This window comes from Asanoa ferruginea (genome assembly GCF_003387075.1).
GTDB lineage: Bacteria > Actinomycetota > Actinomycetes > Mycobacteriales > Micromonosporaceae > Asanoa > Asanoa ferruginea.
The window spans coordinates 7310944-7324947 of the sequence record NZ_QUMQ01000001.1; the positions used below are offsets into that span (position 1 = coordinate 7310944).

17 protein-coding genes are annotated in these 14004 nt (G+C 71.5%); 9 read left to right on the forward strand and 8 right to left on the reverse strand.

Features of this window, described 5'->3' with window-relative positions; translation table 11 throughout:
* Positions 1 to 3 precede the first annotated feature (3 nt).
* Positions 4 to 810: a hypothetical protein gene (locus tag DFJ67_RS34240; RefSeq protein WP_116072672.1), complete on the reverse strand. Its 807-nt coding sequence runs from the start codon at positions 808 to 810 to the stop codon at positions 4 to 6.
* On the reverse strand, positions 807 to 1121 hold the full coding sequence (locus DFJ67_RS34245; protein WP_116072674.1) for a PadR family transcriptional regulator: 315 nt from the start codon (positions 1119 to 1121) through the stop codon (positions 807 to 809). The genes DFJ67_RS34240 and DFJ67_RS34245 overlap by 4 nt, the downstream gene beginning before the upstream one ends.
* A gap of 81 nt (positions 1122 to 1202) precedes the next feature.
* Here DFJ67_RS34245 and DFJ67_RS34250 point away from each other — a divergent pair, with 81 nt between their 5' ends.
* On the forward strand, positions 1203 to 1439 hold the full coding sequence (locus tag DFJ67_RS34250) for a hypothetical protein (protein ID WP_116072676.1): 237 nt from the start codon (positions 1203 to 1205) through the stop codon (positions 1437 to 1439).
* Here the strand turns inward: DFJ67_RS34250 and DFJ67_RS34255 are convergent.
* Positions 1423 to 2082, reverse strand: a complete 660-nt coding sequence (locus DFJ67_RS34255) for a response regulator (protein WP_116072677.1) — start codon at positions 2080 to 2082, stop codon at positions 1423 to 1425. The genes DFJ67_RS34250 and DFJ67_RS34255 overlap by 17 nt on opposite strands.
* Positions 2079 to 3278, reverse strand: a complete 1200-nt coding sequence (locus DFJ67_RS34260) for a sensor histidine kinase (protein ID WP_116072679.1) — start codon at positions 3276 to 3278, stop codon at positions 2079 to 2081. The genes DFJ67_RS34255 and DFJ67_RS34260 overlap by 4 nt, the downstream gene beginning before the upstream one ends.
* A gap of 129 nt (positions 3279 to 3407) precedes the next feature.
* Here DFJ67_RS34260 and DFJ67_RS34265 point away from each other — a divergent pair, with 129 nt between their 5' ends.
* The 8 genes from DFJ67_RS34265 to DFJ67_RS34300 all read left to right on the forward strand — a co-directional run bounded on the left by DFJ67_RS34265 (position 3408) and on the right by DFJ67_RS34300 (position 10388).
* On the forward strand, positions 3408 to 4058 hold the full coding sequence (locus DFJ67_RS34265; RefSeq protein WP_203783370.1) for a class I SAM-dependent methyltransferase: 651 nt from the start codon (positions 3408 to 3410) through the stop codon (positions 4056 to 4058).
* A 139-nt stretch (positions 4059 to 4197) separates the two neighbouring features.
* Positions 4198 to 5124: an ABC transporter ATP-binding protein gene (locus tag DFJ67_RS34270; protein WP_116072684.1), complete on the forward strand. Its 927-nt coding sequence runs from the start codon at positions 4198 to 4200 to the stop codon at positions 5122 to 5124.
* The gene (locus tag DFJ67_RS34275) at positions 5121 to 5960 is read left to right on the forward strand and encodes an ABC-2 transporter permease (RefSeq protein WP_116072686.1); all 840 of its coding nucleotides are present in this window, start codon (positions 5121 to 5123) and stop codon (positions 5958 to 5960) included. Before DFJ67_RS34270 ends, DFJ67_RS34275 begins: the two co-directional genes overlap by 4 nt.
* Positions 5961 to 6005: 45 nt before the next feature.
* A complete protein-coding gene (locus DFJ67_RS34280; protein ID WP_203783369.1) occupies positions 6006 to 7271 on the forward strand; it encodes a sensor histidine kinase in 1266 nt (421 codons plus the stop codon).
* Positions 7268 to 7939 (forward strand): response regulator, encoded by a 672-nt coding sequence (locus DFJ67_RS34285; protein WP_116072688.1) that lies wholly within the window; start codon positions 7268 to 7270, stop codon positions 7937 to 7939. Before DFJ67_RS34280 ends, DFJ67_RS34285 begins: the two co-directional genes overlap by 4 nt.
* Before the next feature lie 72 nt (positions 7940 to 8011).
* The gene (locus tag DFJ67_RS34290) at positions 8012 to 8422 is read left to right on the forward strand and encodes a GntR family transcriptional regulator (RefSeq protein ID WP_116072690.1); all 411 of its coding nucleotides are present in this window, start codon (positions 8012 to 8014) and stop codon (positions 8420 to 8422) included.
* On the forward strand, positions 8419 to 9315 hold the full coding sequence (locus DFJ67_RS34295; protein ID WP_116072692.1) for an ABC transporter ATP-binding protein: 897 nt from the start codon (positions 8419 to 8421) through the stop codon (positions 9313 to 9315). Before DFJ67_RS34290 ends, DFJ67_RS34295 begins: the two co-directional genes overlap by 4 nt.
* Complete coding sequence (locus tag DFJ67_RS34300) at positions 9312 to 10388, forward strand: ABC-2 membrane transporter-related protein (RefSeq protein ID WP_116072694.1); 1077 nt, start codon at positions 9312 to 9314, stop codon at positions 10386 to 10388. Before DFJ67_RS34295 ends, DFJ67_RS34300 begins: the two co-directional genes overlap by 4 nt.
* Before the next feature lie 10 nt (positions 10389 to 10398).
* On the opposite strand, the gene DFJ67_RS34305 is transcribed toward DFJ67_RS34300, so the two are convergent.
* From DFJ67_RS34305 to DFJ67_RS34320, 4 genes are read right to left on the reverse strand one after another with little or no spacing between them, the layout of a single operon-like run.
* Positions 10399 to 11583, reverse strand: a complete 1185-nt coding sequence (locus tag DFJ67_RS34305) for an ABC transporter permease (protein WP_116072696.1) — start codon at positions 11581 to 11583, stop codon at positions 10399 to 10401.
* On the reverse strand, positions 11580 to 12266 hold the full coding sequence (locus DFJ67_RS34310) for an ABC transporter ATP-binding protein (RefSeq protein ID WP_116072698.1): 687 nt from the start codon (positions 12264 to 12266) through the stop codon (positions 11580 to 11582). Before DFJ67_RS34310 ends, DFJ67_RS34305 begins: the two co-directional genes overlap by 4 nt.
* On the reverse strand, positions 12263 to 13360 hold the full coding sequence (locus DFJ67_RS34315; protein ID WP_116072700.1) for an HlyD family efflux transporter periplasmic adaptor subunit: 1098 nt from the start codon (positions 13358 to 13360) through the stop codon (positions 12263 to 12265). The genes DFJ67_RS34310 and DFJ67_RS34315 overlap by 4 nt, the downstream gene beginning before the upstream one ends.
* Positions 13357 to 13926: a hypothetical protein gene (locus DFJ67_RS34320; RefSeq protein WP_116072702.1), complete on the reverse strand. Its 570-nt coding sequence runs from the start codon at positions 13924 to 13926 to the stop codon at positions 13357 to 13359. Before DFJ67_RS34320 ends, DFJ67_RS34315 begins: the two co-directional genes overlap by 4 nt.
* Positions 13927 to 14004 lie beyond the last annotated feature (78 nt).

The following is a 14004-nucleotide window of genomic DNA, read 5'->3' on the forward strand; positions in this document are numbered from 1 at the left end:
CCGTCAGCGCGCGGCGGCGAACTGACGCCGGCTGGCGACCGTGGCGATGGCGGTCGCGGCGGCCATCAGGACCACCGTGGTGATCCAGCTAGGGACGAACGGGGTGGCCAGAATCCCCTGGTCGCCGGCCGGCGCCCGCAGGCCCCAGACCAGGGCGACGACGGTCGTGCCGGCCATACCGGCGGCCAGCAGGGCCAGGGCCACGGGCCGCAGGTGGGTCGGCTGAGCGGCCGGCACCCGGCGCAGCACGGTGCTGGCCGCCCAGGCGGTTGCTACGAGCACGGCGACGCCGGCCACCGCGACGAGCGCGAACCCGGTGACCGTGGCCGCCGAGTGCACATCGTGGCCGTGCGAGATGGCCAGCGCCAGGCGCACGACGCCATACCAGGCAGCGACGCCGACGACTGGGACGGCCAGGTATTTCCACGCGCCGGCATCCCGGCCGCGCAGCAACGCCACCGCCGTCGGAGCCGCGGCGGTGACCAGTGCAAGCAGCGCGATCGCCGCCGCGACGATCACCAAGGTTGGAGCGGTGCCATCTTCGGTAAGTTTCTGGAACCCGATTCCCGCCACGGTGAACAGACCGGCGGCCCACACGGCGGTGGTCATCGGGGAACGGGTGGACATCAGCGGGCCTCCGTGGCTGAGTTGGGCGCGCAGCGCACCCCGCAGCGAGTCGACGATCAGGAGTGGACGGCGGTGGATGCGCAGGTCGCAGAGAAGTTGGGCGTATTCGTCGCCGTAGCGCTGGCGCCAGCCTGCCGGGTAGCACGCGAGCAGGGCGCGGACCAGCCGCGGATCGCCGGTCACGCCGAGCCCAGCCGCAGCCGGCCCAGACTCAAGGTCGCCAGCCGCTGCATCCGGCCGGCCTGTGCCGACAGTTCGGCCGCGCCGGCCGCGGTCAGCCGGTAGGGACGGCGGCGCCCTTCGGCCGGCAGGCCCTCGATCAGGCCGCGCTCCTCCAACCGGGCCAGCGCCGCATACAGCGTGCCGGGGCCGAGGTTGACACCCACCTGTTCGGCGATGTCGTTGGTGATGGCGTAGCCGTGCTTGTCGCCGTCGGCCAGGCTGGTCAGCACCAGCAGCCCCGGCTCGGCCCAACGGCCCAGTTCGTCGTTCATACGTTGCTCCGTCCCGCGCTATATCGCCTAATGTACTACGCGCGACGTAGTAACGCCATCCCAAGGTGACACACTGATGGGATGCGCTCCCCCAAGTGGCTCGTGCCCGTGGCTGGCAGCGCGGTGTGGGCCGGCTCCTGGTATCTGATGTATCTGGAGATAACGCGCTGGCACCACGTCAAGCCCTCGCTCGCGTTCAACTCCGACATCGCCCCGGGCGCCCGGCCGGGTCTGCCCCTGATGGTGCTCTACGCCGCCTGCGCGGCCAGCCCGCTGTTCGCTCTCGCTGGGCTCGGGCGGGCTAGGGCTCGTCGGTGAGGCCGGCGCGGACGGCGAACACGGCGAGCTGGACCCGGTTGCCGTAGCCCGTCTTGCTCATCAGGTTGCCCACGTGGGTCTTGACCGTCGTGACCCCAAGGTGCAACCGCTCGCCGATGTCCGCATTGGACAGACCGGCGCCGAGCAGGCGCAGCACGTCGCGTTCGCGCCCCGTCAAAGGCATTTCCGGAAATTCAGCGGGTGTACGCGGGTCCGCACGCGCCGACATCGCCTGGGTGACCAGCCTCCGCAACACCGTCGGGCTGAACGGGTTCTCGTCGCGGGCCGCGCGCCGGATGCCGTCGAGCAGCTCCTCCGGCGTGGCGTCCTTGACCAGGAAACCGCAGGCGCCGGCGGCCAGCGCCGGGTAGAGGTGGTCGTCGTCGTCGAACGTCGTCAGCACGGTGATCCGGGCCTGGGGGCGCACCTTGAGGATCGCCGTCGTCGCGTCGATGCCGTCCATCCTCGGCATGCGCAGGTCCATCAGGATGACGTCGGGCACGAGCCGCTCGGCCAGGCGCACCGCGTCGCGCCCGTCGACCGCCTCGCCGACGATCTCGATGTCGGGCTCGGCGGCGCACAGCGCGCGCAGACCCGCCCGCACCAACCGCTGGTCGTCGACGAGCAGGAGCCGGATGCTCACGCCGGGCCCGCCGCCATCGCCGTCACCGGCAGGACCGCTTGGATCCGCCAGCCCGCCAGACCCAGGCCGGGACCCGCCTCGAACTCCCCGCCCAGCAGGTGGATCCGCTCGCGCAGGCCGAGCAGGCCATGCCCACCGGTAGGCGGATGCCGCTTAGCCGCGGTGCCGTCGTCAAAGATGTCGATCCGCACGGCGCCGTCGGCCGTCGCCGCCACCGTAACCGTCGCGCTCGCGTGCGGGCCCGCGTGCTTGAGCACGTTGGTCAGCCCTTCCTGAACGACCCGCAGCAGGGCCAGGCCGCGCACCGCGTCGAGGCCGGCGACCCCCGGGTCAACCGACGCGTCGAGGGACAGGCCGGCGTTGCGGCTGCGGGCGACCGCCTGGTGCAACAGGTCGGGCAGGTCGGCCGGGTCGAGCAGCAACGGCGCGTGCGCCTCCTCGTCGAGCGTCGCGGGGTCGCGCAGCACGGCGACCAGCCGGCGCAGGTCGGCCAGGGCGGCGGTGCCGGTCGCGTGCACGTCGTCGAGGGCCGCCGCCGTTTCCGGGTCGGCGTCCGGGTCGAGGTGGCGGGCCACGCCGACGCGCAGCACGATCGACGCGACGTGGTGGACCACGATGTCGTGCAGTTCGCGGGCGATGGCGGTGCGTTCGGTGGCTCGTACCATCGCTTTCTCGGATTCTCGCCGTTGTTCGAGCTCGACCGCGCGCTGTTGGGCCTCCGCGGTGGCCAGCCGGGCCGCCTTCAGGTGCAGACCCAGCAGGATCGGTGCGCCGAGCAGGCTGGCGATCACGCCGGTGACGACGAAGAAGAACGGCGGCTGGAGCGGTGCCAGCGGCACATCGACGAAGTTGACGAACAGGCCGACGGCGGCGGCGAGCACGCCGGCGGCGATCCAGCGGCGGTCGCGGTGCAACGCCAGGTCGATCAACGCCGCGAAGGTCGCCAGGATGACCACCACGTCGGCGTGGGTGCCGATCCGGTCAGTGATCACCAGAAGGCCCGAGAGGCAGAGCACCATCGTCAGCGGGATCCGGCGACCGAACGCGAACAGGGCGGCGGCGCCCAGCGCGAACGCCCATGCCCAGCCGTCGACCGGGTTGCCGGGCTGGTCGGCCAGCGGCAGGTAGAACACGGCCAGGGCGGTCGGGACGAGGCGCAGCAGGAACGCGCTGCGCGACCGGGTGGGTGGTGACACCCGTCGACCCTAGATCGCCATTCTGGGTACGCGGTTCCTCCTTCGGCAGGAGGCCGCTCCTGCTGCCGGCCGGCGGGACGGGCTTCGTGGCCGACCTCACGGCGCCGCGGGCCGCAGACGCTGGTCGGCGTGACCACACCAGCTGACCTGCGGGTCTTCCTCGATGCCGCGGCCCGCCGCCCCCATTCCGTCGGGGCGATCGCCCCGAGCGCACCGCAACTGTGCCGCCGGCTGGCCCAGATCGTGCCGCGTACGCACGTTTCGACCGTCGTGGAACTGGGTGCCGGCACCGGGACCGTCAGCGACGCCATCGGAGAGCGGCTCGTGCCGGGCTCCCGCCACCTCGCGATCGAAATCGACCCGTCGCTGGCGACACGGCTACAAGGGCGGCGGCCCGACCTCGAGGTGGTCGTCGGTGACGCCGCCGACCTGCGGGCGATCCTGAGCGAGCGCGGTGTCGACCGGGTCGACGCCGTGGTCAGCGGCCTGCCGTGGTCGCTCTTCCCGGCCGCGGCACAACAGCGGATCATGACGGCGGTCGCCCACGTGCTCGCACCGGGCGCCGGGTTCGCGACCTTCGCCTACCTGCACGCGCTGCCGCTCGCCGGCGCCCGCGGCCTGCGCCGCCTGCTGCACGACACGTTCGACGAGGTGATCGCGAGCGCCTCGGTGTGGCGCAACCTGCCGCCGGCCCTCACCTACACCTGCCGCCGCCCGACGGTCCGCTCGACCTGGGCCACCCCCTGCGTCCCGACCGCCTACCCGGCGGCTCATCGATGACCTGGAATGCCATGTCGTACCGCGGTACTACCGCCCCGATCGAAGATCGGACCGCGGTACCACGGATCGCCTCCGGCCCGGCCCTAGCGTTCGAGCTGGAACGCCGACGTCGTCGGCGCACGGGATGTCAGGGGAAGCGATGATCGAAGCGCGTGGGCTGACCAAGCGGTACGGCGACAAGACCGCCGTCGACGGATTGACCTTCACTGTTCGACCGGGCGTGGTGACCGGCTTCCTGGGCCCCAACGGCGCGGGCAAGTCCACCACCATGCGCATGATCATCGGGCTGGACGCGCCGACGTCCGGAGCGGTGACCGTCAACGGCCGCCGGTACGCCCGGCATTCCGCGCCCTTGCACGAGGTCGGGGCGCTGCTCGAGGCGCGATCGATCCACCCCGGGCGCTCGGCGTTCAACCATCTGATGGCCCTCGCGTACACCCATGGCATCTCCCGGGCCCGGGTGACCGAAGTGATCGACCTGACCGGGTTGCAGTCGGTGGCCGGCCGGCGGGCCGGAGCCTTCTCGCTGGGTATGGGCCAGCGTCTGGGCATCGCCGCCGCACTGCTCGGCGACCCGCAGACGGTCATGTTGGACGAGCCGGTCAACGGGCTCGACCCGGAGGGCGTGCTCTGGATCCGCAACCTGCTCACCGCGCTGGCCGCCGAGGGCCGGACCGTCTTCGTCTCGTCGCACCTGATGAGCGAGATGGCACTGGTCGCCGACCATCTGATCGTCGTGGGGCGGGGCCGGGTCCTCGCCGACACCACCGTGCGGGAACTGGTGACGCACGCGGGTGGCGACACCGTCGTGGTCGCCGCCGCCGACCCGGCCCAACTGCGCCAGGTGCTGGCCGGGCCGGGTGTCGAGGTCTCCGGGCACCCCGGGTCGGAGCAGTTGAGCGTCACCGGCCTGTCGGCGCGGGAGATCGGGCTCAAGGCGGCCGCGCACGGCCTGGCCCTGTTCGAGCTCACGGCCAAGACCGTCTCCCTCGAGGAGGCATTCATGGACCTCACCAGGGAGTCCGTCGAATACCACGCGTCGAGCACACCTGTGAGGGCAGCATGACGATCACGATCGAGAAGCGAGCCGTCCCCGCGCGGCACACCGGATCCCACCTGAAGGTGACCGGGCGGCGGGTGCTGCGCTCGGAGTGGGCCAAGCTGTGGTCGCTGCGGTCCACGTGGATCACGCTCGGCCTCGGGCTGCTTTTCCTGTGCGCCTTCGGCACCATCGCCGCACTGCGCTACAAGTCGGTGGTCAACTCCGGGCAGCCGATGGACCCGGACTTCGCCGACGCGACGGCCTACAGCCTGGCGCTGTTCGGAGTGCCGTTCTCGTTGATCGCGCTCGGCGTGCTGGGCGTGCTGACCGCGTCCGGCGAATACTCGTCGGGCATGATCCGATCGACGTTGGCGGCTGTGCCGCGGCGCCTGCCGGTGCTGTGGTCCAAGGCTGCCGTCTATGGCGGGCTCGCGTTCGTCATCGGGACGGTCGGCGCACTGATCGGTTTCCTGATCAGCAGTGGGGTCCTGTCCGGCACGGCGGTCGCGATGAACCTCTCCGACGGCGGCGTCGTGCGCGGCCTGCTCGGCGCCGGGCTCTATCTGGGTCTGGTCGGCGTCATCGGCGTCTCGCTCGGCACGCTGCTGCGCTCGACCGCGGGCGGGATCTCGGCCCTGGTCGGCACCTTCCTGCTGGTGCCGGGGCTGATGTCGCTGCTGCCGAAGTCGTGGCGGGCCGACCTCACGCCCTATCTGCCCAGCAACGCCGGCGAGTCGATCTTCGCTCTGCACCACTCCGCCGGGACGCTGTCGGCCGGTGCCGGGCTGCTGGTCCTGCTCGGGTGGACGGCTCTCGCTCTGGGCGGCGCCGCCTACCGGTTGATGCGCTCGGACGCCTGACGGCCCGGCCGTCCAGCGCACCGTGGTTGCCGGAGGATAGGTCCCGTGAGCAGCGAAGACAGTGCGGCCGGCGGCCTCGTCGGGCATCCGGTGGTCGCCCGGATGTTCGACGCGGGGCGTCGGCTGCGGCAGTGGGACGCCGGCCATCCATGGGCGCTGGACACCCTCGTGGTCCTGGTGATCTTCCTGGTCTTCTGCCTGCCTGGCCTGCTCCATGACAACGGCCGCCGATCGGACGCGCCGATCACGCTCACCCAACGCCCGCTGGCGCAGATGCTCCTGCTCCAGGCCGCCCTGGTGCTGCCGCTGTGGTGGCGGCGCCGCGCCCCGGAGGCGGCGTTCTTCACCGTGCTGGCGGCCTTCGTGGCGGAATGGGCGGCGGGGATCGTGCTGCGCGCGGACGCCGCCCTGCTCGTCGCGATCTACAGCCTGGTGCTGCACGGCCAGTTGCGCCGCCTGGTCTGGGCCGTGCCGGGATTGGCCGCGGCCGTGGTCCTGGTGGTGGTGCGGCTCTCCGGCGTTGTTGGGGTCTGGGACGTGCTGTTCTTCGTCATCACCATCGGGACGGCGGCGGTCGCTTTGGGCTTCGCGATCCGCGTCCGCCGCGCCCAGTTGGCCGCCCTGCGGGAACGGGCCGTCCAACTGGAGATCGAGCGCGACCAACGCAGCCGGCTCGCCACGGCGACCGAACGAGCCCGGGTCGCGCGCGAGATGCACGACATTCTCGGGCACAGCCTCTCGGTGATCATCACGCTCGCCGACGGCGGCGGACACGCGGCGGACGCGGCGCCGGAACGGAGCAAAGAGGCGCTCCGCCTGATCGGCGACACCAGCCGCACGTCGCTCGCTGAGTTGCGCCGCATGCTCGGCGTGTTGCGCGAGCCGACCGGCGGGCCCAACCTCAGCCCCCAGCCGGGCATCGCCGACCTGGACCTGTTGTGCCGGCAGATCCGCGCCGCCGGGCCGGACGTCGAATACCAGAGCGCCGGAGCGCTCGACACGCTCGACGCGGGCGTGCAACTGGCCGCCTATCGCATCGTGCAGGAAGCGCTGACCAACGCGCTCAAGCATGCTGGCCCGCGGACCCGGATCCACCTGGCGCTGCGCGTCGACGGCCCTCGGCTGCTGATCAGCGTCCGCGACACCGGATCCGGTGGCGACCGGCCCGTCCCCGCCGCTGGGGAAGGCCATGGCCTGATCGGCATGCGGGAGCGCGCCAGCCTTTACGGCGGAACCGTCACGGCCGGCCCGGCTTCCGGTGTTGGCTGGGCCGTGACCGCCGATCTCGAGCTGGGACGGGAACCTGCATGATCACGGTGCTGATCGCCGACGACCAGCCGCTGCAACGCTTCGGCTTCCGGATGCTGCTGGAGAGCAACGCCGAAACCGAGGTGGTCGGCGAGGCCCAGAACGGCGTCGAGGCGGTCCGCCAGACCACCGCGCTGCGCCCCGACGTCGTGTTGATGGACGTGCGGATGCCCGGCCTGGACGGCATCGAGGCCACCCGGCGGATCGTCGCGGACGGCGGCCGATCACACATCCTCATGCTCACGACGTTCGACCTCGACGAGTACGTGCACGCCGCGCTGCGGGCGGGCGCCAGCGGCTTTCTCCTGAAGGACGCCTACCCGGACGAGCTCTTCGCCGGCATCCGGGCCGTCGCCGCGGGCGACGCGATCATCGCGCCGGCCCTGACCCGACGGCTGCTGGACGCGTTCGGACAGCACCTCGGCGGCTCATCAACCGGCTCGGCGACCGACCAGCGGCTCGCCGCGCTGACCGACCGCGAGCGCGAGATCCTGGTCGCGATCGGCCGCGGCTGGACCAATGGCGAGATCGCGGAACGGCTGGTGCTCTCCGAGTCGACCGTCAAGACGCACGTCGGCCGGGTGCTCGCCAAGATCGGCGCCCGAGACCGGATCCAAGCCGTCATCTTCGCGTACGACCTGGGCCTGACCCGGCCGCGCGATCTTCACTGAGGTCTTGCTGTGCGTGTTAGCGAGTGTTCTACTTAACCAACACAATTTGTTGGCTGGGGAGAGGCCCGCGCAGTGATCAACTTTCATGTCGAGCGGACGAGCAGCGTGCCCGCGTACGCCCAACTCGTTAGACAGGTTCGTGAAGGGCTGCGGCTCGGGACGTTACGGCCCGGCGACCAGCTTCCGACCGTCCGCAGCGTCGTGACCGCCTGCACGGTCAACCCGACCACCGTGCTCAAGGCCTACCGGGAGCTGGAGCTGTCGGGACTGGTGGAGGCGCGCCAGGGCGCGGGCACGTTCGTCAGCGGCACGCTCGGCAACGCGGATCCCCACGCCATGGCCCGCTTGCGCACGAGCCTGGCCCGGTGGCTCGACCAGGCCCGCGAAGCAGGTCTGGAAGACGAAGACGTTCAGGCCCTGCTCGCCTCGGTGATCGTCGAAAACTCGGTGCGCAGGACCAGGGCCGCGGGAGGGGCGGCATGACCTTCGCCATCGAAGCACGGGGCCTGACCAAGCGCTACGGCGACGTGTGGGCACTGCGCGACTGCGACCTCCAGCTACCCGCCAACCGCATCATCGCGCTGGTCGGTGCCAACGGCGCGGGCAAGTCGACGCTGATGAGCATCGTCAGCGGCCTGCTCCGGGCCACCTCCGGCACGCTGCTGCTCAACGACCGCCCGGTGGTCAAGGGCGCCGCCGGCACCGGCGACCGGGTGGCGATCCTGGCCCAGGACAAGCCGCTCTACCGCGACTTCAGCGTCACCGACATGCTCCACTTCGGCCGGTCCACCAACCGGGTGTGGGACCAGCGGCGGGCACTGTCCTGGTTGGAGCGATTCGACGTACCCCTGAATCGCCGCTGTGGGAAGCTTTCCGGTGGCCAACGTGCCCAGGTCGCGCTCGCGGTCGCGCTGGGCTCCCGCCCCGACGTGCTGCTGCTCGACGAACCGCTCGCCAACCTCGACCCGGTGGCCCGCACCGAGGTGACCGGCGAGCTGATGGCCGAGGCCGCCGACACCGGGATGACGGTGATGCTCTCGACCCACATCGTGGCCGAGCTCAGTGGCGTCGGTGACCACCTTCTGTTGCTCGACGCGGGCCGGCCCGTGCTGACCGGCGATGTCGAGGAACTGCTCGAAAGCCACCTGCGGCTCGTCGGCCCCCGCGCCGACCTGCCACCGGGCCCCGGCGCGATCGTCCAAGCGCAGCACACCGACCGGCAGTCCACGTTCGTCGTCCGGCGGCCCTCCGGTGTGGCCGCACCGGCGGTCGTCGCGCCCGGCTGGAGCGCCCAACCCATCGCCCTCGACGAGCTGATCCTGATCCACCTCAAGGCTGCGGCCAAGACACACCGGAACCTGGAGGCAGCGGCATGACCGCGATCACCCGACCGCAGCCGGCCACCGACCTCGACGACGACGCCCAGACGCCGGGTGGTGGCTTCCGGGGCCTGCTCTGGCTGACCTGGCGCCAACACCGCTGGGCCATCATCGGGACGCTCATCCTGGCCGCCGTCCTGGTCGGCTGGATGACCTACCTGTCCATCGAGTTCACGAACATCTACCACCAGTGCCACAACGCGATGTGCCCGGACCATTCCCCGCAGAGCAACCGACTCGCCGGGAGTTCCATCCTGATCCGGAGCTACTCCTATCTGTCGCGGTTGGTGCAATACATGCCGCTGCTGATCGGCGTGTTCATCGGCGTCCCCCTGCTGTCCCGGGAGCACGAGCAGCGAACCCTGCTGCTCGCCTGGAGTCAGGACGTCTCCCCCGCCCGCTGGCTGTGGGCCAAACTGAGCCTGCTCGGCCTGTTCGTGGCCGTCGTGACCGCGGCCGTCGCCGCCACCAGCGACCACATGGAACACGCGTTGGCCAGGGTCTCGATCGGAACCCTGTTCCAGCACGAGAGGTTCATCAACACGGCGATGCTCCCCCTCGTGATCAGCGTCTGCTGGTTCGCGATCGGCGTCGCACTCGGCGCCGTCATCCGCCGCACGCTCCCGGCCGTGTTCGCCGTCGTCGCCGGCTTCATCGGCCTGATGCTCCTCGTGCAATACCGCTACCCCACGCTCATGAAGCCGCTGTCCTTCTATCGGCAATTCAGCGGGCCCGACGACCGGGTGCTCGACAAGGACGCCCTCGTCGTCAGAGGCGGCCTCATCACCTTCGGCAGCGGCGACCAACCGTCGCACCTCTACGACGCCTCCCGGCACCCACTCACCAGCGCCGCACTCGAACGCCTCTGCCCACCCGACAACGGCACCGGCACCGGCACGACGCTCTCCTGTTTCGCCGACCACCATCTCCAGCAATACATCGAATACCAGCCGGGCAGCCGGATCCCCGAGTTCCACCTCATCGTCGGCGCCGGCTACCTGGGGCTCGCCGCCGCGGCGATCCTCGCGGTCTGGCTCATCGTCCGCCGGACCAACCTCAGCGCGGGCTGACCCGGCGCCCTCACAGCGTTCGCAGGGCGTCGGTCGGGGAAAGGCGGGCCGCGCGCAGGGCCGGATACAACCCGGCGCACCCACCGATGAGCAGAGCAGCGAGGAAACCCGCACCGATGGCGTACGCCGGCACCAGGGTCTGCCATCCGCGCGTAGCCGCCATGCCGAAGGTGACCACCGTGCCCAACATGATGCCCACCACTCCCCCGGCCGCGCCCAACAGCAGCGACTCCACCAGGAACTGGGCACCGACATGCCCGCGGGTGGCGCCGAGAGCACGCCGCAGGCCGATCTCGCCCCGCCGTTCGAGCACCGAGATGACCAGCACGTTGGCGATGCCGATGCCACCGACCAGCAGTGCCACGGCGCCGAGACCGAGCATGAGGACGGTGGTGCCGTCGGTGACCGCCAACCGCGCGGTGAGCGCTTCCGACGGTCGGCTCACCGCGACCTCCTCCGGGTGCGCCGGGTTCGCCGCACGGGCCAGTAGACCAGCCACCTCGTCGGTACGGTCGGTCTGGGCCCGCACGAAGATTCGCGTCGGACTGCCCTCGTAGCCGAACTCAGTTGCCGCCACGGCGGCGCCGATGAAGGCCGCGGTGTCGAGCTCGGGAGCCAGGTCCACCGGCGCCAGCACCCCGATCACGGTGAACCAGTGCTCGCCGAGGTAGACCTGCGGTCGGTCGTCGACCTCGGCGATACCGAGCACCTTCGCGGCGTAGTTGCCGAGCACGACGGCCGGATAGCCGCTCACCGCCGGATCCAGGAACCGGCCGGCCAGCAGGCTGCCGTCGAGGGTGGTGAGCAGGGCGGGATCGGCGACCCGCACGGACAGCCCGCCGGTGCGGCCGCTCGGCACGCGGTCGGTGCGGTAGACCCGCACGGGCAGCGTCGCCGTCGCGGCGGCGGAGAGCACACCGTCGGTGCGTGCCACCCCCGGTCCCGCGGTCGGCGGCAACTCGGCCTCGTCGCCGCCGGTCGTCTTGCCGGTGGCGACCGTGAGCAGGTTGGTGCCGACGCGGTCGATCTCGGCGAGCACGTCGGCCTGGCTGGATTGGGTCACGCCGAGCACCGCGACCATGGCGGCGATTCCGATGGCGACGCCGAGGACGGAGAGCACGGCCCGGCCGGGTCGGGACCGCAGGCCCACCGTGCTGACCGGCAACAGGTCGGCCAGCCGCAGCCGTGATCTCACGACGTCTCCCCCGTGTCCAGGACGACCAGGCCGTCGCGCAGTTCGACGCGGCGGCTCATGGTCGTGGCGATCCGCTCGTCGTGGGTGATCACCACGATGGTGACCCCGTCGGCGTTGAGCTCCTGGAGCAGGCCCACCACGCCGTCGCCGGTGACCGAGTCGAGGTTGCCCGTCGGCTCGTCGGCCAGCACCACGGCGGGCCGGCCCACCAGCGCCCGGGCGATGGCCACCCGCTGCCGTTCCCCACCGGACAGATGCGCGGCCGGAAAATCGGCGCGGTGCGCGAGGCCGACCCGTTCGAGGGCGGCCCGGGCCGCCTTGCGCCGCTCGCGACCGGCCACGCCCCGGTAGAGCAGCCCGGTCGCCACGTTCTCGACGGCGCTGAGGCGCTCCAGCAGGACGAACTGCTGGAAGACCACGCCGAGCCGGTGGGCGCGGACGCCCGAGAGCTGCCGGTCACGCAGTTTCTCGACCGGGCTGCCGGCGATCCGCACCGAACCGCCGGACGGGCGGTCCAGGCCCGCGGCGAGGTTCAGCAGCGTGGTCTTGCCGGAGCCGGACGGGCCGAGCACCGCGACCAGCTCGCCGCTGCGGACGGCGAACGTGACGCCGCGCAGCGACTCGACCGGCGGTGGGCCGGGGTAGACCTTCCAGACGTCGACGAGCTCGAGGACCGCGGTCATGACGCCGGCACCTCCACCGTCTGGCCCTCGACGAGGCCCTCGACGATCTCGACCTGTCCGCTGGCCTCGTCGAAGCGGCCCGGCTCGACGGCTGTCGCACCGCCGCCGGCCAGGCGGACCTGGTAGCCGCCGCCCGGGCGGGCGAGCAGCGCGGCGATCGGCAGGAGCAGCACGTCACGCTGAGAGCTCGTGGTGATGTCGACCGTGGCCGGAGCCTCGTCGAGGGTGAATCCGCGTGGCAGGCGGACGGTGATGGTGACCGGGACGGTCGCGGCGTTCGGGTTCGACTGGCCGTTGGACTCCTCGGCGGCGGCCGGAGCCGTTGCCGCCTGGCCGATCGCGGTCACCCGGCCGGGGATCGGGTCGGTGTCCGGAAGGGAGACCGTGACCTCGTCCCCGACGCTGACCTCGCCGCGGGCGCCCGAGTCGAGCTGGGCGATCACGGCGCGGTTCGTCGAGGTGCCGGTGAGGACGGTGGCTCCCGGCGCGACGGCGGTGCCGATCTGCACCTGGAGCGCCGTGACCCGCAGCGGCGCGGCCAGGAAGACGATCTGGCCCTGGCTCAGTCGCCCGGTCCGCTCGTAGGACCGGCGGCCCCAGGATCCCTCCCAACGCCTGATCGCCGCGGCGGTGGCCGCGCTGAAGTGCCGGTCCACCGTCATCCGGTGGTGCGGGTCGAAACCCAGGGCGACGAGGTTCACTTCGAGTTGGCGTACGTCCGGGCCGTCGGTCATGCCGGGGCCGAAGTCGCGGTAGACCGGGACCGCGCCGAGCAGCAGCCGCACCGGCGCGTCCGACACCCGGAAGAGGATGCCGCCGCGGGCGATCGTCTTGCCTGGCTGGGAGCTGGCGGTGAGCACGCCGGGGGTGCCCTGGTAGCCGACCGCGTACGTGCCCGCGTAGGCGAGCGCGCCGTCGATCTGGATGCTCTGGGTCAGCGTTCCCCGGGTCACCGCGGCGGTGCCGGTGGGTATCCCGGTCGTGGGCGTGCTGGCCGATGTCGGCTCGGACCGGGCCGCGTAGACCACCCCCGCGGCGAGCGGCGCGGCCACGGCGATCGCGACGACGGCACCGGCCCGGCGCCGCCGGCTCATTTCTTGCCTCCGCCGGGGCCACCGTTGATGGCGATCTTGCCGCTCCAGATGCTGCGGCAGGCTTCGGTCGCCTTGTCCATCAGATCCTGGGGTACGCCGTTGGCCAGCGGGGTGCCGTCGAGTTTGAAGGAACCGTCGGAGCTCGGGTCCGGCCAGGCCGGAATGCCGTGCGTGCGCACGCACTCGGCGTACTCCCGCAGCTTGCGCAGGTCGTCGGCCGAGAGCTGCGCCTTCGGACGGAACGCGTTCGGCGGATACCGGTCCTCGATCGACTTGCATTCCTCGATGATGTCCTGGTGTTTGCTGGCGTCCTCCTTCCAGTTGTAGCCGCCCTCGGGCGGAAAGGTGAGGTAGCCGTCCTCGGTGAGCTGCGCGTCCGGCATCCGCGTCAAACCCTTGCCGCGCATGCACTGGACCCATTCCTGGCCGAGGGCGAGCAACTCCTGACGGCTCACTGACGGTGAGGCCGACGGTGTGGCGGAGCCGGATGCGGCGCCGACCTGGCAGCCGGCGAGGCCGGCCGCGAGCAACAGCGGGACGAGCACGAGGGACTTCGTTCGCGTCATGTCCACAGCGTGGCGACGCTCGCGGGTGGACTCTTCGGACCACGGTTCCAGCTTCCGTTTCCGCTCGTGCCGCCGATG

Bases quoted from the DNA above. Each gene is read 5' to 3' on its own strand.
- DFJ67_RS34245 (WP_116072674.1), bottom strand. From the start codon at position 1,121: ATGAACGACGAACTGGGCCGTTGGGCCGAGCCGGGGCTGCTGGTGCTG.
- DFJ67_RS34320 (WP_116072702.1), bottom strand. From the start codon at position 13,926: ATGACGCGAACGAAGTCCCTCGTGCTCGTCCCGCTGTTGCTCGCGGCC.
- DFJ67_RS34295 (WP_116072692.1), top strand. From the start codon at position 8,419: ATGACCTTCGCCATCGAAGCACGGGGCCTGACCAAGCGCTACGGCGAC.
- DFJ67_RS34310 (WP_116072698.1), bottom strand. From the start codon at position 12,266: ATGACCGCGGTCCTCGAGCTCGTCGACGTCTGGAAGGTCTACCCCGGC.
- DFJ67_RS34300 (WP_116072694.1), top strand. From the start codon at position 9,312: ATGACCGCGATCACCCGACCGCAGCCGGCCACCGACCTCGACGACGAC.
- DFJ67_RS34315 (WP_116072700.1), bottom strand. From the start codon at position 13,360: ATGAGCCGGCGGCGCCGGGCCGGTGCCGTCGTCGCGATCGCCGTGGCC.
- DFJ67_RS34285 (WP_116072688.1), top strand. From the start codon at position 7,268: ATGATCACGGTGCTGATCGCCGACGACCAGCCGCTGCAACGCTTCGGC.
- DFJ67_RS34250 (WP_116072676.1), top strand. From the start codon at position 1,203: ATGCGCTCCCCCAAGTGGCTCGTGCCCGTGGCTGGCAGCGCGGTGTGG.
- DFJ67_RS34275 (WP_116072686.1), top strand. From the start codon at position 5,121: ATGACGATCACGATCGAGAAGCGAGCCGTCCCCGCGCGGCACACCGGA.
- DFJ67_RS34270 (WP_116072684.1), top strand. From the start codon at position 4,198: ATGATCGAAGCGCGTGGGCTGACCAAGCGGTACGGCGACAAGACCGCC.